At 70.1% G+C, this 21,928-nt stretch carries 20 protein-coding genes and 1 riboswitch; of the genes, 16 read left to right on the forward strand and 4 right to left on the reverse strand.

Features of this window, described 5'->3' with window-relative positions; translation table 11 throughout:
- Positions 1–265 precede the first annotated feature (265 nt).
- The 4 genes from ctaC (at position 266) to R2B67_RS27780 (ending at position 4,745) form a co-directional block, all read left to right on the forward strand.
- Positions 266–1,237, forward strand: coding sequence for an aa3-type cytochrome oxidase subunit II (gene ctaC, locus R2B67_RS27765; RefSeq protein ID WP_026241468.1), 972 nt, complete (start codon positions 266–268; stop codon positions 1,235–1,237).
- Entirely contained in the window at positions 1,234–2,970 is a 1,737-nt protein-coding gene (gene ctaD, locus R2B67_RS27770; RefSeq protein ID WP_018511934.1) for an aa3-type cytochrome oxidase subunit I, read from the forward strand. Before ctaC ends, ctaD begins: the two co-directional genes overlap by 4 nt.
- Positions 2,967–3,365, forward strand: coding sequence for a cytochrome c oxidase subunit 4 (locus R2B67_RS27775; protein WP_018511935.1), 399 nt, complete (start codon positions 2,967–2,969; stop codon positions 3,363–3,365). The genes ctaD and R2B67_RS27775 overlap by 4 nt, the downstream gene beginning before the upstream one ends.
- A gap of 126 nt (positions 3,366–3,491) precedes the next feature.
- Entirely contained in the window at positions 3,492–4,745 is a 1,254-nt protein-coding gene (locus R2B67_RS27780; RefSeq protein ID WP_018511936.1) for a L,D-transpeptidase, read from the forward strand.
- A gap of 60 nt (positions 4,746–4,805) precedes the next feature.
- Here the strand turns inward: R2B67_RS27780 and R2B67_RS27785 are convergent, their stop codons facing one another.
- Positions 4,806–5,207: a DNA-binding transcriptional response regulator gene (locus R2B67_RS27785; protein ID WP_018511937.1), complete on the reverse strand. Its 402-nt coding sequence runs from the start codon at positions 5,205–5,207 to the stop codon at positions 4,806–4,808.
- A 187-nt stretch (positions 5,208–5,394) separates the two neighbouring features.
- Between R2B67_RS27785 and ctaE the strand changes: the two genes are divergently transcribed.
- The 6 genes from ctaE (at position 5,395) to R2B67_RS27815 (ending at position 12,521) form a co-directional block, all read left to right on the forward strand.
- Positions 5,395–6,015, forward strand: a complete 621-nt coding sequence (gene ctaE / locus R2B67_RS27790) for an aa3-type cytochrome oxidase subunit III (protein ID WP_026241469.1) — start codon at positions 5,395–5,397, stop codon at positions 6,013–6,015.
- Positions 6,016–6,070: 55 nt separating this feature from the next.
- Positions 6,071–6,880 carry a cytochrome bc1 complex diheme cytochrome c subunit gene (gene qcrC / locus R2B67_RS27795; protein ID WP_018511939.1) on the forward strand — a complete coding sequence of 270 codons (810 nt, stop codon included), beginning with the start codon at positions 6,071–6,073 and terminating at the stop codon, positions 6,878–6,880.
- Positions 6,877–7,929 (forward strand): cytochrome bc1 complex Rieske iron-sulfur subunit, encoded by a 1,053-nt coding sequence (qcrA, locus tag R2B67_RS27800; protein WP_237325430.1) that lies wholly within the window; start codon positions 6,877–6,879, stop codon positions 7,927–7,929. The genes qcrC and qcrA overlap by 4 nt, the downstream gene beginning before the upstream one ends.
- Positions 7,926–9,572, forward strand: coding sequence for a cytochrome bc1 complex cytochrome b subunit (qcrB, locus tag R2B67_RS27805; protein WP_018511941.1), 1,647 nt, complete (start codon positions 7,926–7,928; stop codon positions 9,570–9,572). Before qcrA ends, qcrB begins: the two co-directional genes overlap by 4 nt.
- Before the next feature lie 123 nt (positions 9,573–9,695).
- Complete coding sequence (gene trpD / locus R2B67_RS27810; RefSeq protein WP_317821887.1) at positions 9,696–10,760, forward strand: anthranilate phosphoribosyltransferase; 1,065 nt, start codon at positions 9,696–9,698, stop codon at positions 10,758–10,760.
- A gap of 85 nt (positions 10,761–10,845) precedes the next feature.
- A riboswitch (SAM riboswitch) is annotated at positions 10,846–10,963 on the forward strand.
- A gap of 178 nt (positions 10,964–11,141) precedes the next feature.
- Positions 11,142–12,521, forward strand: coding sequence for an aminotransferase class V-fold PLP-dependent enzyme (locus R2B67_RS27815; protein WP_317821888.1), 1,380 nt, complete (start codon positions 11,142–11,144; stop codon positions 12,519–12,521).
- A gap of 65 nt (positions 12,522–12,586) precedes the next feature.
- Here the strand turns inward: R2B67_RS27815 and R2B67_RS27820 are convergent, their stop codons facing one another.
- Both R2B67_RS27820 and R2B67_RS27825 read right to left on the reverse strand, forming a co-directional pair.
- The gene (locus tag R2B67_RS27820; RefSeq protein WP_003969641.1) at positions 12,587–12,868 is read right to left on the reverse strand and encodes an Lrp/AsnC family transcriptional regulator; all 282 of its coding nucleotides are present in this window, start codon (positions 12,866–12,868) and stop codon (positions 12,587–12,589) included.
- Complete coding sequence (locus R2B67_RS27825) at positions 12,865–13,629, reverse strand: rhomboid family intramembrane serine protease (protein WP_317821894.1); 765 nt, start codon at positions 13,627–13,629, stop codon at positions 12,865–12,867. The genes R2B67_RS27820 and R2B67_RS27825 overlap by 4 nt, the downstream gene beginning before the upstream one ends.
- A 194-nt stretch (positions 13,630–13,823) precedes the next feature.
- On the opposite strand from R2B67_RS27825, the gene R2B67_RS27830 reads away from it, so the two are divergent.
- The 5 genes from R2B67_RS27830 to R2B67_RS27850 all read left to right on the forward strand — a co-directional run bounded on the left by R2B67_RS27830 (position 13,824) and on the right by R2B67_RS27850 (position 19,382).
- Positions 13,824–14,066 carry a hypothetical protein gene (locus tag R2B67_RS27830; RefSeq protein WP_003969643.1) on the forward strand — a complete coding sequence of 81 codons (243 nt, stop codon included), beginning with the start codon at positions 13,824–13,826 and terminating at the stop codon, positions 14,064–14,066.
- 39 nt (positions 14,067–14,105) lie between these two features.
- A complete protein-coding gene (locus R2B67_RS27835; protein WP_317821896.1) occupies positions 14,106–15,467 on the forward strand; it encodes an NYN domain-containing protein in 1,362 nt (453 codons plus the stop codon).
- Between the two features lie 289 nt (positions 15,468–15,756).
- Positions 15,757–16,791, forward strand: a complete 1,035-nt coding sequence (locus R2B67_RS27840; RefSeq protein WP_317821898.1) for a C40 family peptidase — start codon at positions 15,757–15,759, stop codon at positions 16,789–16,791.
- 242 nt (positions 16,792–17,033) lie between these two features.
- Entirely contained in the window at positions 17,034–18,062 is a 1,029-nt protein-coding gene (locus R2B67_RS27845) for a C40 family peptidase (protein ID WP_317821899.1), read from the forward strand.
- A gap of 63 nt (positions 18,063–18,125) precedes the next feature.
- Positions 18,126–19,382 (forward strand): hypothetical protein, encoded by a 1,257-nt coding sequence (locus R2B67_RS27850; RefSeq protein ID WP_317821901.1) that lies wholly within the window; start codon positions 18,126–18,128, stop codon positions 19,380–19,382.
- Here R2B67_RS27850 and R2B67_RS27855 read toward each other — a convergent pair.
- Positions 19,358–20,599: a glycosyltransferase 87 family protein gene (locus R2B67_RS27855; RefSeq protein WP_381075246.1), complete on the reverse strand. Its 1,242-nt coding sequence runs from the start codon at positions 20,597–20,599 to the stop codon at positions 19,358–19,360. The two genes, R2B67_RS27850 and R2B67_RS27855, sit on opposite strands and share 25 nt — an antisense overlap.
- 123 nt (positions 20,600–20,722) lie before the next feature.
- Between R2B67_RS27855 and R2B67_RS27860 the strand changes: the two genes are divergently transcribed.
- Positions 20,723–21,865, forward strand: a complete 1,143-nt coding sequence (locus R2B67_RS27860) for a glycosyltransferase family 4 protein (RefSeq protein ID WP_317821903.1) — start codon at positions 20,723–20,725, stop codon at positions 21,863–21,865.
- Positions 21,866–21,928: the final 63 nt, after the last annotated feature.

Consider the following 21,928-nt stretch of genomic DNA (forward strand, 5'->3'; position numbering starts at 1 on the left):
GCTAGCCCGCACCGGTCCCGGCCCCGCCGCCCGCCCGTCCGCCCCGGCCGGGAGAGAGGGCGTCAGATGGCTGCCGGAGGCCCGGATTCCACCCCTTCGGGGAGTCGGGCGGCGCGTTGGGCACCCTCCCCGCGCGACCCCAAATAGCGTCCAGTAGGGTTTGGTCCGCATAAACATCCAAACCCCTGCCCGCGACAGGGACGGCGACCGACCAGTAGAGACGGGCGCGCCGACCGTGCGGGCGAGACTCTCGGGAAGGCGCTACGTGAGTCCCAACGGCTCCGACCGCTCGTCGCGGCGCCCGATGCGGCGGAAGCTGCCGCAGGTGCTGACTGCGGGCCTGGTCCTGGCGACGGCCTCCGGTTGTTCATACAACTGGGAGGATTTTCCCCGCCTCGGTATGCCCACCCCGGTGACGGAAGAGGCCCCTCGGATCCTCTCCCTCTGGCAAGGCTCGTGGGCGGCAGCGCTCGTCACGGGTGTCCTTGTCTGGGGGCTGATCCTCTGGAGCGTCTTCTTCCACCGGCGTAGCCGCACCAAGGTGGAGGTACCTCCGCAGACCAGGTACAACATGCCCATCGAGGCGTTGTACACAGTGGTCCCCCTCATCATCGTCTCGGTGCTCTTCTACTTCACCGCGCGTGATGAGTCGAAGCTCCTCGAGCTCTCCGACAAGCCGGCCCACACCGTCAACGTGGTCGGCTACCAGTGGAGCTGGGGCTTCAACTACATCGAGAAGGTGGACGGCCAGCCCGCCCCGGCGGGCAACGAGATCCCCAAGGAGCTCGACGCCATCCCCAAGAAGTTCCAGGATGACTTCCCGAAGGACGCCACCGGCGTCTACGACGCGGGCATCCCCGGGACGCGCAACCCCCAGAACGGCAACCCGGGCCCGACCCTGTGGCTGCCGAAGGGGGAGAAGGTCCGCTTCGTCCTCACTTCGCGTGACGTCATCCACTCCTTCTGGGTGGTGCCGTTCCTCATGAAGCAGGACGTCATCCCGGGCCACACCAACGTCTTCGAGGTGACTCCCAACCGGGAGGGCACCTTCATGGGCAAGTGCGCCGAGCTGTGCGGCGTCGACCACTCCCGGATGCTCTTCAACGTCAAGGTCGTCTCCCCGGAGCGGTACCAGCAGCACCTCAAGGAGCTGGCCGAGAAGGGTCAGACGGGCTACATGCCGGCAGGTATCGAGCAGACCGACCCGGCCAGGGATTCGGAGAAGAAGCAACTGTGAGCATCCTCAACGAACCTCAGGGTGCGGCACCGGCGGACGACTCGTACGAGGACGAGCTGCCCGTGCGCCGCAAGGAGCCCGGAAACGTCGTCATCAAGTGGCTGACCACCACCGACCACAAGACGATCGGCTCGCTCTACCTGGTCACCTCGTTCGCCTTCTTCATCATCGGCGGACTCATGGCGCTCTTCATGCGCGCCGAGCTCGCTCGTCCCGGCACGCAGATCATGTCGAACGAGCAGTTCAACCAGGCGTTCACGATGCACGGCACGATCATGCTGCTGATGTTCGCGACGCCGCTGTTCGCCGGGTTCGCGAACTGGATCATGCCGCTGCAGATCGGCGCGCCCGATGTGGCGTTCCCGCGGCTGAACATGTTCGCGTACTGGCTGTACCTCTTCGGCTCGCTCATCGCGGTGGCCGGCTTCCTCACGCCGCAGGGCGCCGCCGACTTCGGCTGGTTCGCCTACGCGCCGCTGAACGACGCGGTCCGCTCGCCGGGCATCGGCGCCGACATGTGGATCATGGGTCTGGCCTTCTCCGGCTTCGGCACGATCCTCGGCTCGGTCAACTTCATCACCACGATCATCTGCATGCGCGCCCCCGGCATGACGATGTTCCGCATGCCGATCTTCACCTGGAACGTCCTGCTGACCGGTGTCCTGGTCCTGCTGGCCTTCCCGGTTCTCGCCGCCGCGCTCTTCGCGCTGGAGGCGGACCGCAAATTCGGTGCGCATATCTTCGACTCCGCCAATGGCGGCGCGTTGCTGTGGCAACACCTCTTCTGGTTCTTCGGACACCCAGAGGTGTACATCATCGCCCTGCCGTTCTTCGGAATCATTTCCGAGGTCATCCCGGTATTCAGCCGCAAGCCGATGTTCGGCTACATCGGTCTGATCGCCGCGACGATTGCCATCGCCGGCCTTTCGGTGACGGTGTGGGCGCACCACATGTATGTGACGGGCGGCGTGCTGTTGCCGTTCTTCTCCTTCATGACGTTCCTCATCGCGGTGCCAACGGGTGTGAAGTTCTTCAACTGGATCGGCACCATGTGGAAGGGGTCGTTGTCCTTCGAGACACCGATGCTCTGGGCCGTCGGCTTCCTCATCACCTTCACCTTCGGTGGTCTGACCGGCGTCATCCTGGCCTCGCCCCCGATGGACTTCCACGTCTCCGACTCGTACTTCGTCGTCGCGCACTTCCACTACGTCATCTTCGGCACCGTGGTCTTCGCGATGTTCTCCGGATTCCACTTCTGGTGGCCGAAGTTCACCGGCAAGATGCTGGACGAGCGGCTCGGGAAGATCACCTTCTGGACGCTGTTCGTCGGCTTCCACGGCACCTTCCTGGTGCAGCACTGGCTCGGTGCCGAGGGAATGCCGCGTCGCTACGCGGACTACCTCGCCGCCGACGGCTTCACCGCGCTGAACACGATCTCCACGATCGCGTCCTTCGTGCTCGGCCTGTCGATGCTGCCGTTCTTCTACAACGTCTGGAAGACCGCCAAGTACGGCAAGAAGATCGAGGTCGACGACCCCTGGGGTTACGGCCGCTCGCTGGAGTGGGCGACCTCCTGCCCGCCCCCGCGGCACAACTTCATCACCCTGCCGCGGATCCGTTCCGAATCCCCGGCGTTCGACCTGCACCACCCGGAGATCGCGGCGCTCGAACAGCTTGAGCACCACTCCGAGTCGGACAAGGCCCTCGCCGGCGGCAAGGAGGCAGGCAAGTGAAGATCCAGGGACAGATGTTCATCTGGCTGAGCGTCTTCATCCTCATCATGGCCGGCGTCTACGGCGTGTGGTCGAAGGAGCCGGTCGGCACCACGGCGCTCTTCCTGGCCTTCGGGCTCTCGGTCATGATCGGCTTCTACCTGGCCTTCACGGCCAACCGGGTCGACGCCATGGCCCAGGACAACAAGGAGGCGGACGTCGCCGACGAGGCGGGCGAGCTGGGGTTCTTCTCCCCGCACAGCTGGCAGCCGCTCGCGCTGGCCGTCGGTGGCGCCTTCGCCTTCATGGGCGTCGTCTTCGGCTGGTGGCTGATGTACTTCTCGGCTCCGCTGCTCCTGATCGGCCTCTTCGGCTGGGTCTTCGAGTACTACCGGGGTGAGAACCGCACCCAGTGACACCCTCCGGAGGGTGACACCGCACTACCCCACGAGGGGCCCGCGTCGCAGGAAGCGACACGGGCCCCTCGCTCGTTCGGAGTCATTGAACGCGCTGGATCGGATGAATCTTCTTACGTTGAGTTCATGAACCACACGCCGCGCATCCGCACCGTAGTGAGCTGCACTCTGCTGGTCGTGACCCTTGGCGCGGGTGCGACCGCCTGTGGCGAGCCCGACGGACACCCGCTGTCGACGAAGCCGTACGACGCGGGCGACCAGGTCTCCTTCAACGGCCCCTCCAAGAACGAGAAGGCCGACCCCGACAAGCCGCTGGAAGTCACCGTCAAGGGTGACGACGGCCGCATCACCGACGTCAGCGCCGTGGACACGGGCGGCCGCCACCTGGCGGGCGAGCTCTCCGCCGACGGCCGGAGGTGGCGCTCCACGGCCCCGCTGGCGGCCGGCACCGGATACACCGTCAGGGTCTCCACCGAGAACGGGGACGGCGCTCCCGGCACCCGTACGCTCTCCTTCGACACCTCCTCGCCCAAGAAGCTGCTGAAGGTCGCCTTCGGCCCGGAGGCGGGCACCTACGGCGTCGGACAGCCCATCACGGCGGAACTCAGCGCTCCGGTCACCGACAAGGCTTCCAGGGCCACCGTGGAGCGCGCCCTGAAGGTCCGCTCCACCCCGGCCTCCACCGGCTCCTGGTACTGGGTCGACGACAAGAAGCTGCACTACCGGCCCCAGGAGTTCTGGCCCGCCAACGCCACCATCGAGGTCCGCTCCAACCTCAGCGGCATCAAGGTGACCAACGCGCTCTACGGAGCCGAGGCCAAGCCCCTGAAGATCACCACCGGCGACCGGATCGAGGCCCTCACCGACGCCTCGACCCACACCATGACGGTCCTGCGCAACGGAGAAGTGATCAACACCATTCCGGTCACCACCGGCAAGCCCGGTTTCTCCACCCGCAACGGCGTCAAGGTGATCCTCGCCAAGGAGCAGTTCGTACGGATGCGCGGGGAGTCCATCGGCATCGCCGCCGGCTCCTCGGAGTCGTACGACCTGCCGGTCTACTGGGCCACCCGGGTGACCTGGAGCGGCGAGTACGTCCACGCCGCGCCGTGGTCCGTCGGCTCCCAGGGCAACGCCAACGTCAGCCACGGCTGCACCGGCATGAGCATGAGCAACGCCGAGTGGTTCTTCGACACCGTGCGCCAGGGCGACATCGTCAAGGTCGTCGGCAGCGCCGGGGAGACCATGACCCCGTTCGACAACGGGTTCGGCGAGTGGAACCTCTCCTGGGCGAAGTGGCAGAAGGGCAGCGCCCTCAACGAGGGGGTGCCGGACAGCCCGCAGACGCTCCAGGCCGCCCGCCTGCGCCCGCATGTCTGACCGGACACAGCAGGAGCGCCCCGCACGGCGGGGCGCTCCTCATGGGCTCACAGGGCCCTCTCAGGCCTCCACGGCGAGCCGGGCGCGCAGCAGCGCCGCCAGCGCGTCGGCGAACTCCACCGGATCCACCGGCAGCGTCACAGCCGCCTCCGCCCGGCTCCAGGTGGCCAGCCAGGCGTCCTGCGGGCGGCCGATCAGCAGGAGGACCGGGGGGCAGTGGAAGATCTCGTCCTTGATCTGACGGCAGACGCCCATGCCGCCGATGGGAGCCGTCTCGCCGTCCAGGACGCAGACGTCGATCCCGCCGCCGTCCAGCGCCTCCAGGACGGCCGGAAGCGTCGCGCACTCCAGGAACTTCACCGGTGGCACGTCGGCGGCGGGCCTGCGACCGGCTGCCAGCTTCACCTGCTCGCGGATGTTGGCGTCGTCGCTGTAGACCAGGACCGTGGCGGTCGCCTGCATTGTTCCTCCGTGACATCTGTGTCTTCGGGGCTCTCGGGGCATGAACCGATGCGCGGATCGTACTCCGGTCGACCGGCCGTCAGCACCGGTAAGGACACCGATTCGATGGGCCGTTCGGGCAGGACACACGGGACTGACACACCGAACGGCACCCCCCGGAGTGAGGGCGGGATAAGCGACCGACATAATGTCGGTCGTGGCGACAGCAACGACAGTAGAAACCGGGCACGCGCACCCGTCGGTCAATCGGCCGAACCTCACCAGCGTCGGAACCATCATCTGGTTGGCGTCCGAGCTGATGTTCTTCGCGGCCCTCTTCGCGATGTACTTCACCCTTCGATCGGTGATGGGACCCGATTACTGGAAGGAGATGGCCGGGCATCTGAACTTCCCGTTCTCGGCCACGAACACCACGATCCTGGTGCTTTCCTCACTCACCTGCCAGCTCGGCGTGTTCGCCGCCGAGCGGGGCGATGTGAAGAAGCTCCGCACCTGGTTCATCGTGACGTTCGTGATGGGCTCGATCTTCGTGGGCGGCCAGGTCCTGGAGTACGTGGAGCTGGTCAAGGAGGCGGGGCTCTCCCTGTCGTCCGACCCGTACGGCTCGGTGTTCTACCTGACCACCGGCTTCCACGGTCTGCACGTGACAGGCGGCCTCATCGCCTTCCTGCTGGTCCTCGGCAGGACGTACGCAGCCAAGAGGTTCACCCATGACCAGGCCACCGCGGCCATCGTCGTGTCCTACTACTGGCACTTCGTGGACGTGGTGTGGATCGGCCTGTTCGCAACGATCTACATGATCAAGTAACCGGGCTCGCACCCGCCCACCATCGACGCAGAAGATCCTGACACCGGGGTAATCCGTGAAAAAGCTCTCCGCACGACGACGCCATCCGCTGGCGGCGGTCGTCGTACTACTCCTCGCGCTGGCGGCTACCGGGGGGCTGTACGCCGCGTTTGCGCCTGCGGGCAAGGCGCAGGCCGATGAAACCGCCCAGTCCCTCGCCATCGACGAGGGCAAGAAGCTCTACACCGTAGGCTGCGCCAGCTGCCACGGAACCGGCGGTCAGGGCACCACCGACGGGCCGTCCCTCGTGGGCGTGGGCTCCGCCGCCGTCGACTTCCAGGTCGGTACGGGCCGTATGCCCGCGCAGCAGCCGGGCGCCCAGGTACCGAAGAAGAAGGTCATCTACACCCAGGCGGAGATCGACCAGCTCGCGGCGTACGTCGCGTCGCTCGGCGCCGGTCCGATCACGCCGACCGACAAGCAGGTCGACCCGGCCGGCGCGGACGTCGCCAAGGGTGGCGAACTGTTCCGCAACAACTGCGCCCAGTGCCACAACTTCACGGGTAAGGGCGGCGCCCTGACCAAGGGCAAGTACGCCCCGGACCTCGAAGGCGTGAGCCCGAAGCACATCTACGAGGCCATGCAGACCGGCCCGCAGAGCATGCCCTCCTTCCCCGACACGACGATGCCGGAGCAGGAGAAGAAGGACATCATCGCGTACATCCAGACCGTGAACGGTTCGGAGTCGGCGAGCCCCGGTGGCCTCTCCCTCGGCGGTCTGGGCCCGGTCAGCGAGGGCCTGTTCGCCTGGATCTTCGGACTCGGTGCGCTCGTCGCAGTTGCCATTTGGGTCGCGGCCCACACCGCTAAGGCCAAGAAGTCATGAGTAGCCAACAGATTCCAGAAGACAACCTGCCCGTAGTGCAGGAGACCGCGCACGGCGCGGTGGAGGGTACGGACGACCCGTTCGCCGACCCGGGGCTGCCGGCCCACAAGCCGCGCATCCAGGACCTCGACGAACGCGCCGCGAACCGCTCGGAGCGGGCCGTCGCGTTCATGTTCGTCCTCTCGATGCTGTCGACGGTGGGCTTCATCGCCTCCTACGTCATCTTCCCGGTGGACAAGATCGTGTTCATCTGGCCCTTCGGCCATGTGAGCGCGCTCAACTTCTCCCTGGGACTGACGCTCGGCTTCGCGCTCTTCTTCATCGGAGCGGGCGCCGTCCACTGGGCGCGCACCCTGATGTCCGATGTCGAGGTCGCGGCCGAACGCCACCCGATCGAGGCTCCGGCCGAGGTCAAGGCGCAGGTCCTGGCCGACTTCAAGGCCGGTGCCGAGGAGTCGGCGATCGGCCGTCGCAAGCTCATCCGCACCACGATGTTCGGCGCGCTGGCCCTGGTGCCGCTCTCCGGTGTGGTGCTGCTGCGCGACCTCGGTCCGCTCCCGGAGAAGAAGCTCCGGACCACGATGTGGGCCAAGGGCAAGCTGCTCGTCAACATGAACACGGGCCAGCCGCTGCGTCCCGAGCACGTCGCCGTGGGGTCGCTGACCTTCGCCAAGCCCGAGGGCCTGGAGGACGACGCGCACGACTTCCTGTCGCAGATCGCCAAGGCCGCCCTGATGATCGTCCGCATCGAGCCGGACGACATCAAGGACAAGCGCCAGCGCGACTGGGCCCACGAGGGCATCGTCGCCTTCTCCAAGATCTGCACCCACGTCGGCTGCCCGATCAGCCTGTACGAGCAGCAGACACACCATGTGCTCTGCCCGTGCCACCAGTCCACCTTCGACCTCTCCGACGGCGCCCGCGTCATCTTCGGTCCGGCCGGCCACGCGCTTCCGCAGCTGCGGATCGGCGTGAACAGCGAGGGCAACCTCGAGGCGCTCGGTGACTTCGACGAGCCCGTCGGCCCTTCCTTCTGGGAGCGCGGATGAGTACTGCGACAACCAACCCGCCCGCCGACCAGGCGGGACAGCGCAAGGCACCCGCGGGCGAGCGGGTCGCCGACTGGGCGGACGGCCGGCTGGGCATCTACGGCCTGGCCAAGGCCAACATGCGCAAGATCTTCCCGGACCACTGGTCCTTCATGCTCGGTGAGGTCGCGCTCTACAGCTTCATCATCATCATCCTCACGGGTGTGTATCTGACGCTGTTCTTCCAGCCGAGCATGAACGAGATCGTGTACCACGGTCCGTACGAGCCCATGCAGGGCATCCGCATGTCGGAGGCCTACGCCTCCACGCTGAAGATCAGCTTCGAGGTCCGCGGTGGTCTGCTCGTGCGGCAGATCCACCACTGGGGCGCGCTGATCTTCCTGGCCGCCATGTTCGTGCACATGTGCCGTGTCTTCTTCACCGGTGCCTTCCGCAAGCCGCGCGAGGTCAACTGGGTCTTCGGCTTCCTGCTCTTCGTGCTGGGCATGTTCACCGGCTTCACCGGCTACTCCCTCCCGGACGACCTGCTCTCCGGTACGGGTGTCCGCTTCACCCAGGGCGCGATCCTGTCCGTGCCGATCGTCGGTACGTACATCTCGATGTTCCTGTTCGGCGGCGAGTTCCCCGGCCACGACTTCGTGGCCCGGTTCTACTCGATCCACATCCTGCTGCTGCCGGGCATCATGCTCGGGCTGCTGGTGGCCCACCTGATCCTGGTCTTCTACCACAAGCACACGCAGTTCGCGGGTCCCGGCCGGACCAACAAGAACGTCGTGGGCATGCCGCTGCTGCCGGTGTACATGGCGAAGGCCGGAGGGTTCTTCTTCCTGGTCTTCGGCATCATCGCGATCATCTCGGCCATCGCCACGATCAACCCGATCTGGGCGCTCGGCCCGTACCGCCCGGACCAGGTGTCCACCGGCGCCCAGCCCGACTGGTACATGGGCTTCGCCGAGGGTCTCGTCCGTGTCATGCCGGGCTGGGAGATCGTCTTCTGGGGCCACACGCTCAACCTGGGCGTGTTCATCCCGCTGGTCCTCTTCGGCCTGGTGCTCTCGCTGCCCGCGGTGTACCCGTTCGTCGAGTCCTGGATCACCGGGGACAAGCGCGAGCACCACATCCTGGACCGCCCGCGCAACGCCCCGACCCGTACGGCGCTGGGCGTCGCCTGGATCACGGCGTACTTCATCGGCCTCGTCGGCGGTGGTAACGACCTGTGGGCCACGCACTTCCATCTGTCGCTGAACGCCATCTCGTGGTTCGTCCGGATCTTCTTCTTCGCCGGACCGGTCATCGCGTTCATCGTCACGAAGCGGATCTGCCTGGGCCTCCAGCGCCGCGACCGGGACAAGGTGCTGCACGGTCGCGAGACCGGCATCATCAAGCGCCTGCCGCACGGTGAGTTCGTCGAGATCCACGAGCCGCTCTCCCCGGGGCAGCTGCACACGCTCACCGCGCACGAGCAGTACAAGCCGGTCGAACTCGGCCCCGAGGTCGACGAGAACGGCGTCAAGCGCAAGATCTCCCCGGTCCAGAAGCTGCGCGCCAAGCTCAGCAAGGGCTACTACGGCGAGAACAACCAGATCGCCAAGCCCACCGCCGAGGAGTACAAGGAGATCACCGAGGGCCACGGCCACCACTGATCGCCTGACCTGATCGCCACCGTGAGAGCCCCGTCCATTCGCTGGACGGGGCTCTTCGCGGTCCCGGTGGCTGGATAGGGTGGAGCCGTATCTTTCCCGGCTGTGGACCCCCTGGAGCGGACCATGAACGTTGTGACCCCGAGCGGCGGCGACAGCGTGGCGGACCGTTCCTGGCCCGGCCTGCTGAACCCCCTGCTGCGCGGCGAGAACCTCTCCTCCGAGGCGACCGCCTGGGCGATGGACCGCATCATGAGCGGCGAGGCGACCGACGCGCAGATCGCCGGCTTCGCGGTCGCGCTGCGGGCCAAGGGCGAGACCGTCGAGGAGGTCACCGGTCTGGTGCGCGCGATGTACGCGCACGCCAACACCATCCAGGTGCCCGGCCGCACCGTCGACATCGTCGGCACCGGCGGCGACCTCGCCAAGACGGTCAACATCTCCACCATGTCCGCGATCGTCATCGCCGGGACCGGCGCCAAGGTCGTCAAGCACGGCAACCGGGCCGCCTCGTCGGCGAGCGGCTCCTCCGACGTACTGGAGAAGCTCGGCGTCAACCTGGAGCTGACCCCGCAGCGGGTGGTCGAGGTCGCCGAGGCGGCGGGCATCACCTTCTGCTTCGCCGTGAAGTTCCACCCCGCCCTGCGGTACGCGGCCAAGGCCCGCCGGGAGCTCGGCGCGCAGACCACGTTCAACATCCTGGGCCCCCTCACCAACCCGGCTCAGGTGCGCTCCCAGGCCATCGGGGTGGCCGACGCAAGGATGGCGCCCATCGTCGCGGGCGTCCTGGCGGAGCGGGGCAACTCGGCGCTCGTCTTCCGCGGCGACGACGGCCTCGACGAGCTGACCACCACGGCCACCTCCCGGGTCTGGGTGGTCCGCGACGGCGCGGTCCGCGAGGAGCCCTTCGACCCGCGCGACGTCGGCCTCCCGCTGGTCCCCGTCGAGGCGCTGCGCGGCGCCGACGCCTCGTACAACGCCGATGTGGCCCGCCGCCTCCTGGACGGCGAGGGCGGCGCGGTACGGGAGGCGGTGCTGCTCAACTCGGCGGCGGCGCTGGTCGCGCTCGACCCGGGGCCCGGCACGCTGACCGAGCAGATCGCGGCGAAGATCCAGGTGGCCGCCGAGGCCGTCGACTCCGGGGCCGCCAAGCGCGCGCTGGAGCGGTGGGTGGCGGCCAGTAACGCCTGAGCGACGCAGAGTGTGACGCAGGGCGCAGTCCGGATGCCGGACTGCGCCCTTGCGCGTGCGCATACATATGGCAAGATGCTGCGCAGGTCATGAGTGACAGCGACTACGGCCCCGGCCCGCTGTCCGGCAACCCTCCGTCCGTGGCGGGGTGCCCCGGGTGAAGACCAGGCCGTAGGCAGCGAGGTCTGCGGCAAGCGCGGGCCCCTCGGCGTCCAGTGGACGCCAGCCCCCGGGGTCCTGGTCCCTAGGGAGCCTCTTGTGAGCAAGCGAATGCGCTAGGGCTTCATCGCCCTCCTTCAGCGCACCATTTTTCCTTCCCCCTCCCGCGCTGCCGCGTACCCGCCGGCGCCGGATTTCGCCTGCCTTTTACGGGAGTTCGCCATGTCTGTCTCCACCGCTGCCATCGACCCGTCGGTTTGTGCCCCGCTGCCCGTTCTGGGGCAGGATGTCACCGTTCCGCTCGTCACCGGCGGTGAAGTCACCTACGCCGCACTCGACTACGCCGCCAGCGCCCCGGCCCTCCAGCGGGTCTGGGACGACGTCGCCGCGTACGCCCCGTACTACGGCAGCGTCCACCGCGGGGCCGGATACCTCTCGCAGCTCTCCACCGACCTCTTCGAGAACAGCCGCCGCACGGTCGCGGAGTTCCTCGGCTGCCGCGCGGAGGACCAGGTCGTCTTCACCCGCTCGACGACCGACTCCCTCAACCTGCTGGCCGCCGCGATCCCCGCCGACTGCCAGGTCTTCGTGTACGAGACCGAGCACCACGCCTCCCTGCTGCCCTGGCGCGACGCCCAGGTCACCTACCTCAACGCGCCCCGCACCCCCGGCCAGGCGGTGGAGACCCTGGAGCGCGCGCTGGCCGACCGCGACCCCTACGGCCCCGCCCTGGTCTGCGTCACCGGCGCCTCCAACGTGACCGGTGAGCTGTGGCCGGTGAGGGAACTGGCCGCCGCCGCCCACGCGCACGGCGCCCGAATCGTCCTCGACGCCGCGCAGCTCGCCCCGCACCACCCCGTGGACATCGCCGAACTGGACGTCGACTGGGTCGCGTTCTCCGGCCACAAGCTGTACGCGCCCTTCGGCTCGGGCGTCCTCGCGGGCCGCGCCGACTGGCTCCAGGCGGCCGAGCCGTACCTCGCCGGCGGCGGCGCCTCCCGCAAGGTCGCCCGGCGCGCCGACGGCGGCGTGGACGTCGACTGGCACACCACGGCCGCCCGCCACGAGGCCGGTTCGCCCAACGTCATCGGCGTCTACTCCATCGCCTCCGCCTGCAAGGCCCTCACCGAGGCGGGGTTCGACTCCCTGGTGGCCCGGGAGCAGGAGCTGGTGGGCCGGGTACGCGAAGGGCTCGCCGAGGTCCCCGAGGTCCAGGTGCTCTCGCTCTTCGGCGACGACGCGCCCCGGGTCGGCGTCATCTCCTTCGTGGTGCGCGGCTGGAACAGCTCGCACTTCGCCGCCGCCCTCTCCGCGGAGTACGGCATCGGCGTCCGCGACGGCCTCTTCTGCGCCCACCCGCTGGTGCGCACCCTCCTCGGCAGCGACCCGCAGGACCCGGGCGAGTGCGGCGCCCCCGAGGCCGAGCCGGGCGAGCGGTCCCTCAACGCGATCCGGGTCAGCTTCGGCGCCGGTACGCCCGACGAGCACATCGACCGCTTCCTGCGCGCGGTCACCGAGCTGGTCCGCGAGGGCGCCCAGTGGAAGTACCGCACCGAGGACGGCCGTTGCGTCCCGGACCGGGGCGAGGCCGCCCAGGTCTGAGGCTGGTAAAGCATGTCGGCCGGGAACAGGCAGCGCGCCTGTACCCGGCCGAAGTGCGTCGGAGGTTACGCGTCCAGGCCGATGGCGAACGCCGCTTCCAGGTCGTGCTGGGAGTACGTACGGAACGCCACATGGGTGTCGGTGCCCTCGACGCCCGGGATCTTGCTGATCCGGCCGGGGATGACATCGGCGAGGTCGTCGTGGCGGGCGACCCGGACCATGGCGATCAGGTCGTAGGTGCCGGTGACGGAGAAGACCTCGCTGACACTGTCCAGCGCGGCGATGGCCTCGGCGATCTCCGGAATCCGGTCCACGCTGGTCTTGATGAGCACGATCGCGGTGATCACGGCTGTCTGTCTCCCTCGGTCGCCGTGGCTGGAACCTTCACCTTAGCCCCACCCCGATACCGCACCCAGGCGTACAGGAACCCGGCCGCGAACCCCGCCACATGCGCCAGATACGCCACCCCCGGCCCGGCGTCCGCCGCCTGAGCGGCCGCCCACTGGAGCCCGAACCAGAAGACCAGCACGATCCAGGCGGGAAACCGCAGCGGCAGGAAGAAGAGGAACGGGAACAGGCTGGTCACCCGGGCCTTGGGAAACAGGTACAGGAACGCGCCGAGCACCGCCGAGATCGCGCCCGACGCGCCGACCAGCGTCTGTTCCGAGTCCGCGTGCACCGCCGCGTAACAGACCAGCGCCAGGTAGCCGCACCCCACGTAGAAGAGGGCGAACGGCACCCGGCCCATGCGTTCCTCGGCCATCGCCCCGAACACGTACAGGAAGAGCAGGTTGCCCAGCAGGTGCAGCCAGCTGCCGTGCACGAACAGCGCGGTGAACGGGGTGAGCAGGGCGCGCGCCGAGCCCTCCCACAGCTCGGCCGGGATCACGCCCCACCGCTCGAAGTACCCGGCCTGCGCGGCGAGCAGTGCGTCCTGGCTGCTGTAGGAGGCGCCGCCGAACCCGGAGAGCGGGCTGATCAGGAAGATCGCGCAGCACAGGGCGATCAGCCCGTACGTCACCGGCGCCCCGCCCACCGTCCCGCCCGCCGCGCTGTCCCGGACCCTCCCGGCCGAGGCCCGCCAGTCGAACCGCCCTAGGTCGATCATGTACAGAGCATGGCGTACCGAGGGAGAACGGGACGGAGCGCCTCGCCGTGCCGATGCCTATACGCGAGGCCGTAGGGTTACGCCAGGACTTCCGCAGTTCGACGGCGCACCGCGAGATCCTTGACGTAGACAGGTGGAGTCGCGGCGGCACGCCCGGCGCGGGCTCCTGGAGACGACGAAAGAGGACGCAGACGATGACGACGGTTCCCCTGCCGACGGACTCGACCCGCTGGCGCTGCACCCTGTGCGGCAATCTCACGCGCTTCGACGTGACGCGGTCCTCCAAGGTCGTGGAGTACGTGCACCTCGACCTGGCCGGTGAGTCCAGTGTCGAGGAGCGGGAGGTGGTCAGTGAGACCATCGAGTCGGTCCGCTGCCGTTGGTGCAACGCGGTGGACCAGATCGAACTGGTGGACAGGCCGGGTGCCGCTTCCTGAGGGAGCGCACCGACAGACATATCTATGGGGTGACGGACGGTGGATCAGCCGACCAGCGGCGCCGAACCGGCCGATGCGGCCGACGGTGGTGCAGAGGCGCTCGACCGCCCGCTGCCCGAAGGCGTACGGCGGCGGGTCATCGCCCTGGTCGCGGACGCCTTCGGTGGCCTGACCGTCGCCGAACTGCCCGCCCAGTTGCGGCAGTATGCCCGGTTCACCCCGACCCGGCGGGCCAAGTTCGCCGGGAACGCGATGGCCGCCGCGCTGGAGGGCGACCCGCTGTTCCGGCAGCGCATCGGTGAGCGGCTGAGCCAGGCCCAGCCGGAGCTGGCCGGTGCGCTGGAGGCGGGGTCGCCGCCCGCGGCCGCCGACCCCGTCGACGTGGCCGCCGCCGCCTATGTGCTGCGCCCGGTGGGCTGGGTCAAGCTGGTCGAGGCGGCCGGCGAGGAGGTCCAGCGCGCCGACGCGGAGCGGGTGGACGAGGAGACCCGGCGCGAACTGGTCCAGCTGCGCGAGGAGCTGGAGCGGGCGCGCGCCCACACCCGCAGCGAGACCGAGCGGCTCCGCGCCGAGCTGGACGCGGCCCGCAAGGAGTCCGAGTCGCTCCACCGCAAGCTCCGCTCCGCGCAGAGCGAGGTGAAGCGCGGCGAGGCCGCCCTGCGCCGCTCCACCGCCGAGGCGGAGGCCCAGCGCGCCGAGGCGGCCGCCCAGCTCTCCGCCGCCGAGAGCGAGTCGCGCCGGCTCAAGCACCGGCTCGGCGAGGCCGAGGCGTCCGTGGAGGCGGGCCGCAGAGCCTCCCGTGAGGGGCGCTCGATGGAGGACATGCGGCTGCGGCTGCTGCTCGACACGGTCCTGGACGCGGCCTCGGGGCTCCGGCGCGAGCTGGCCCTGCCCCCGGTGACCTCCCGCCCGGCCGACAGCGTGGACGCGGTGGAGCCGGGCCGGATGTCGCCCAAGGACATCGCCGCCAGGGCGCTTTCGGACACCGATCCGGCGCTCCTCGACCAATTGCTGGCGCTCCCGCAGGCGCATCTCATCGTGGACGGCTACAACGTCACCAAGACCGGCTATCCCCAGATGCCGCTGGAGAAGCAGCGGTTGCGGCTGCTGGGCGGCCTCTCGGTGCTCGCCGCGCAGACCGGCGCCGAGATGACCTGTGTCTTCGACGGTGCCGAACTGGCCGCCCCGGTGCTGCTCGCGCCGCCGCGCGGGGTGCGGGTCCTGTTCAGCAAGGCGGGGGTCACGGCGGACGAGCTGATCCGTCAACTGGCCCGCGCGGAACCGCCGGGGAGACCTGTCGTGGTCGTCTCCACCGACCGCGAGGTGGCGGACGGGGTGGCCAAGGCCGGCGCCCGGCCTGTCGCGTCCGTCTTGCTCCTGAAGCGCCTTTCGCGCGTCTAGGCACAGTTGTGCGACATGTGTGCCATGCCGGATTTTTGGGAACGTACCGTCAAGTCGCCACTACACGTGGTGGAGTGAGAGTAAAGAAGTGCCTGATGTGACAAGAAAAATCCTGTGAGGATTTGAACTGATCACAAGAGGGTCACTAGGGTCAGGCCTCGAACCTTCGCACGGTTGATCACCCATCGGGGGTGACGGCGAAGGAACCGCCGAGTCCGTGAGTGTACGGAGCCGGGGATTCTTCCCCACAGCCCGGTAGGCGGCTCTGAGGAAGAAGGAGCTCGCCTTCGTGGCGTCCCACCGTCGTCCCAAGCAGCCGAGCCGCACCCGCGTGACCGTGCTCACCGCGACCGCCGCCGCGGCCGTTGCCCTGACCTCCCAGGCCGCCCACGCCGACCCCAAGCCGACCAAGAACGAAGTCAAGGCGAAGGTCGACAAGCTCTACCACGAGGCCGAGGCCGCCACCGAGAAGTACAACGGCGCCAAGGAGCAGCAGGACAAGCTCAAGAAGCAGGTCGACGCGCTGCAGGACAAGGTCGCCCGCGGCCAGGACGAGCTCAACACCCTGCGCGGCGAGCTGGGTTCGATCGCCACCGCGCAGTACCGCTCCGGCGGTATCGACCCCTCGGTCGCCCTCTTCCTCGCCTCGGACCCGGACAGCTTCCTCGACCAGGCCTCCGCGCTCGACCAGCTGACGGTCAAGCAGACGGAGTCGCTGCAGAAGATCCAGGCCAAGCAGCGCACCCTCGCCCAGCAGCGCAAGGAAGCCCAGGACAAGCTCGGCGACCTCGCCGACGTCCGCAAGGCGCTCGGCGAGAACAAGAAGAAGTACCAGGGCAAGCTGGCCGACGCGCAGCGCCTCCTCAACAGCCTGACCGCTGCCGAGCGCGCGAAGATCCAGGAGGAGGAGGCCGCGAAGGACCGCGCCAGCCGCGCCACCAGCGAGCGGGTCGACCTCGGCAACGAGGCCCCCGCCTCGGGCCGCGGAGCCGCCGCCCTCAGCGCCGCCGCCACCCAGCTCGGCAAGCCCTACGTCTCCGGCGGCTCGGGCCCCAACTCGTACGACTGCTCCGGGCTGACCCAGTGGGCCTTCGCCCAGGCCGGTGTCGGCATCTCCCGGACCACGTACACCCAGCAGAACGACGGCACGAAGATCGGCCGCAGCCAGCTCCGCCCGGGCGACCTGGTCTTCTTCAACGGCCTGTCGCACGTCGGCTTCTACGCCGGCAACAACCAGATCCTGCACGCCCCGAAGCCGGGCACCGTCGTCCGCTACGAGTCGATGGACTACATGGGCACCTTCCAGTTCGGCGTCCGCATCTGACGCCACGCCCGCCCGGAGCGACGCCCGAACGAGGGAATCGCCCCAGCTCGCGCTGACGCCCTGCCCCGCCCGGAGACCGAGGTCACCGGCGGGGCAGCGCCGTTTCGACGCCCCTTCCGCCACCGGCGAGGTCTTTGGACGCCCGGTAGTCGTCCGATTACTGTCTGGCTGCTGCGCGGCTCCCCGTACGGACCCGCGCGTTCCTGCGTCAACTGCGTCAGCGGAAGGAAGTGCGGCTTCCTGTGGTGTCCCATCGCCGTCCCACCCAGTCCGGCCTCCATCGGGGCGTCCGCGTCACGGTCGTCTCGGCGGCCGCCGCCACCGCGGCCGCGACCCTGACCGGGGCCCCCGCGAGCGCCGACCCGAAGGACACCCGCGAGAGCGCCAAGGCGGCCGTCGACCGGCTCTACGGTGAGGCCGAGCAGGCCACCGAGCGCTACAACGAGGCCGGGGAGCGGGTGGACCGGCTGCGCGGCGAGGCGGACCGGGCCCAGGACGCGGCCGCCCGCGGCCAGGAGTCCATCAACCGGATGCGCAACTCGCTCGGCGCGATGGCGGGCGCCCAGTACCGCACCGGTGGCATCGACCCCGCGCTCGCCCTGCTGCTCTCCTCCGACCCGGACACCTACCTGGAGCGGGCCGCCGCCCTCGACCGGGCCGGCGCGCGCCAGGCGCTCACCCTGGACAAGCTCCGCCACGCCCAGCGCGGCGTCGCCCAGAGACGCGCCGAGGCCTCCCGCGCCCTCACCGAGCTGGAGCACAACCGGGCCGCCGTCACCCGCCACAAACGGGCCGTCGAGGCCAAGCTCCGCCAGGCCCGGCAACTGCTGGCCTCACTGCCCGCCGAGGACCGCGCCTCCTTCGACCGGGTCTCCCGCTCCGGCCGCGACGGCGCCCCCGACCTCTCCGGCGTCGCCCCCGGCTCGGCCCGGGCGATGTCCGCCGTCGCGGCCGCCCGCCAGGCGCTCGGCAAGCCCTACGTGTGGGGCGCCAACGGGCCCTCCGGCTTCGACTGTTCCGGCCTCATGCAGTGGGCCTACGCCCAGGCCGGGGTGAGCCTGCCCCGCACCTCGCAGGCCCAGCGGTACGCGGGCCGCATGGTGCCGCTCTCCCAGGCCCAGCCCGGCGACCTGGTCGCCTACCGCGCCGACGCCAGCCACATCGGGATGTACGTGGGCAACGGCCAGGTCATCCACGCCCCCTACCCGGGCGCCGCGATCCGCTACGACCCCGTCGGCATGATGCCCGTCTCCTCGGTGACCCGGATCTGATCACCGCCCGGATCCGGCCGCCGTGCCGGCCGCCCGCCCGGAACGGACCGTACGATCGGCAGGGTGGCCGTACGAGGACGTGATGCGCGAGGGGGACGCCCTCGGCTCCCTCGGTGTGCGGCGGGCCTCGTGCTCGCCGTCCTGCTGACCGCCTCCGCCTGCTCGGCCCCCGCCGACGCCGACACCTCCCTCACCGTCCGGGAGATCGACGCCACCCTGGAGCGCCGCGCCGCCGCCGTCCTCGCCCGGGACCCGGCGGGCTACCTCGACGCGCTCGCCCCCGACGCCGCGAAGCTGCGGGCCGCCCAGCGCACGGAACTGGCCAACCTCGCCGACGTACCCCTGAAGTCCTGGTCGTACGAGGTGAAGGGCATCACCGAGGAGGACGGCGACTGGGCCACCGCCGAGGTGGAGCTGCGCTACCGGATCGACGGGTACGACACCGCGCCCGTCGCCGCCCGCCGCACCCTGGAGCTGATGCGGGACGGCGAGCGGTGGTACGTCAGCGCCGACCGGCCCGCCAAGGGCGCCTCCGACCAGCTCTGGCACCAGGGGGAGGTGGAGGTGATACAGGGCGCCCACAGCCTCGTCCTGGGCGTCGGGCGGCCCGAGGAGGAGCTGCGCCAGATCGCGGACACCGTGGACCTCGCCGTCCCGGCCGTGTCCGACGCCTGGCCGCAGCCGTGGGCGCGCCGGGTGGTCGTCCACGTCCCGGACTCGGTGGAGTCCATGGCGGGGCTGCTGGGCTCCCCGGAGACCAGCTACCGGGGCATCGCCGCCGTCACCACCGGTGAGGCGGGCACCACCGGCGAGCGGCCCGCCCTCGCGGACCGGGTGATCGTCAACCCGCAGGCGTACGCCTCACTCGGCAGTTTCGGCCAGCGCGTCGTCCTGACCCATGAGACGACCCATGTCGCCACCCGGACCAGCACCTCCACGGCCACCCCCGTCTGGCTCTCCGAGGGCTTCGCCGACTGGGCCGCCTACCGGGGCGAGGACCGCACCCCCGACCTGGTCGCCCCGGAGCTGACGGGCGCGGTCCGGGCCGGTGACGTACCCGCCGGACTCCCCGACGACAAGGACTTCGGCTTCGACGGCGACCCCGCCGAGCTCGCCCGGGCCTACGAGAGCGCCTGGATGGCCTGCGAGCTGATCGCGGAGCGGTGGGGCCAGGAGAAGCTCACCGCCTTCTACGCGGCGGTGGGCGCCCATCCCGGGCGGGACGGGGCGGTGGAGCAGGCGATGGGGTCGGTCCTCTCCACGACGCCGGAGCAGTTCACCGCCGACTGGCGCGACTACCTGAGCACCCGGCTCGGCTGATCCGCGCCGACAGGAGACAGACCGGCCGCCGCCCCCGGCACCGTCTCCCGCCACAGCCGCCGCGCGGCGATCAGCGAGGCCGCCACCAGGAGCCCGTTCCGTACGAAGAGGAGCGCCACGCCCCACGCGTCGCTCGCCACCACCTCGGCGAAGTACACCGGGAACTCCAGCACCGTCACCCCGGCCGCGGCCAGCACCAGCACGGCGGGCCGCACCATCCCGCCGCCCCGGAACGCCAGGCAGACCGCCGCGAGACCGACCAGCCACACCACGTACTGCGGGCTGATCACCCGGCTCGTCGTGGTGAACAGCAGCACCGCCGTGAACGCGGCCTGCGCCGGGGTGTGGGCGGCGAACGTCCGGGCCCGCAGCCGCCACACCAGCAGCCAGCCCAGTGCCACCACGGCCAGCCCCAGCACCAGCGTCGAGACCAGCCCCACGTGCGGGCCGAGGAACTCCATGGAGCCGTAGTGCAGCTCCACCCGCCCCTCCCAGCCGGTGTGCCGCGCGAGGTGGAAGTACAGCGCCCCCAGCGACTCGATCTCCAGGCCCCGGTCCCGCTGGAAGGCGAGGAACGCGTACCCCCCCGGCATCCACAGCGCGAACCCCACACCGAGACCGGCCGCCGTCAGCGCCGCCGCCGACCAGGCCGCCCGGGTCGGCCGCCCCCGCCGGACCCCGATCAGCACCAGCGCCGGCCACACCTTCAGCAGCGCCCCGAACGCGGCCAGCGCCCCCAGCGCCTTCGGATGGCGCACCCCCGCCAGCAGCGCCGCCACCGCGACCGCCGTCACCATCAGGTCGTAACGGGCGTACACGGTCGGCCCCAGCAGCGGCACCCCCACGACCCACACCCACGCACCCGCCGCCCTCATCCCCGGCCGCCGGCCCGCGTACAGCAGCAGCCCGAACACCAGCGCGTCGCAGAGCAGGACGAGGGCGTAGAAGGCGCTCGCGTACTCCCAGAAGGGCAGCAGGGCGGGGGAGAGGATCGCGAGGGCGGCGCCGGGCGGGTACTGCCAGGTGACGTCGTCCAGCGGGTACGTGCCCGTCAGCAGCGTCTCGTACCAGCCCCGGTAGATCACCGACACGTCCACCGTGACATCGAGGCCGCCCAGGGTGAACACCCCGCACACCCAGAGCAGCAGCGCCGCCCGGGTCACCGCCCAGACCGCGCACGGCAGGAGCGCCGCGCCCCTGGATGTCTGCCCTGTCATCCGCATGTCCGCCCGGTCATCGCCGCCGCCCTGGGCCGTCTCCGGCCCTCGTCCGGCGGCCCATGATGCCGGGGGGTGAGGGCGTGGGCCGTGAAGCGCGGCCGTTCGGTACTGTCAGCCGCGATGGACAAGACCTTGATCGTGACCAACGACTTCCCGCCCCGCCCCGGTGGCATCCAGGCGTTCCTGCACAACATGGCGCTGCGCCTGGACCCCGACCGGGTCGTCGTCTACGCCTCCACCTGGAAACGCGGCGAGGAGGGTACGGCGGCCACCGCCGCCTTCGACGCCGAGCAGCCGTTCACCGTGGTGCGCGACCGGACGACGATGCTGCTGCCGACCCCGCGCGTCACCCGGCGGGCCACCGACCTGCTGCGCGAACACGGCTGCACCTCCGTCTGGTTCGGTGCCGCCGCTCCGCTCGGGCTCATGGCCCCGGCGCTGCGCCGCGCGGGCGCGCAACGGCTCGTCGCCACCACCCACGGGCACGAGGCCGGGTGGGCCCAGCTGCCCGCCTCCCGGCAACTGCTGCGCCGCATCGGGGAAGGCACGGACACGATCACCTATCTGGGGGAGTACACCCGCTCCCGGATCGCCGCCGCCCTCACCCCGGACGCGGCCGCCCGCATGGTGCAACTGCCGCCGGGCGTCGACGAGAAGACCTTCCACCCGGCCTCGGGCGGTGACCAGGTCCGCGCCCGCCTCGGGCTCTCGGACCGCCCGGTCGTCGTCTGCGTCTCGCGCCTGGTGCCGCGCAAGGGCCAGGACACGCTGATCCTGGCCATGCCCGCCATCCTCGCGCAGGTCCCGGACGCGGTGCTGCTGATCGTCGGCGGCGGCCCGTACGCCAAGGAGCTTGAGCGGCTCGCGGCGGAGACCGGGGTGGCGGACTCGGTGCGGTTCACCGGGCCCGTGCCGTGGGCGGAGCTGCCCGCGCACTACGGGGCCGGGGACGTCTTCGCCATGCCGTGCCGGACCCGGCGGCGAGGGCTCGACGTGGAGGGGCTCGGGATCGTCTACCTGGAGGCGTCCGCGACCGGGCTGCCGGTGGTGGCCGGGGACTCGGGCGGCGCGCCGGACGCGGTGCTCGACGGCGAGACCGGGTGGGTGGTGCGCGGCGGCAGTGCCGAGGAGTCGGCGGACCGGATCGTGACGCTGCTCGGCGACCCGGAGCTGCGGCGGCGGATGGGGGAGCGGGGACGGGCCTGGGTCGAGGAGAAGTGGCGCTGGGACCTGCTGGCGGAGAAGCTCAAGACGCTGCTGTGAGTACGCGGAAGGGGCCCGCGCCTGATGATTCAGGTGCGGGCCCCTTCCGCGTACGCGTAACAC

Source organism: Streptomyces cyaneofuscatus (genome assembly GCF_033109485.1).
GTDB classification, from domain to species: domain Bacteria; phylum Actinomycetota; class Actinomycetes; order Streptomycetales; family Streptomycetaceae; genus Streptomyces; species Streptomyces cyaneofuscatus.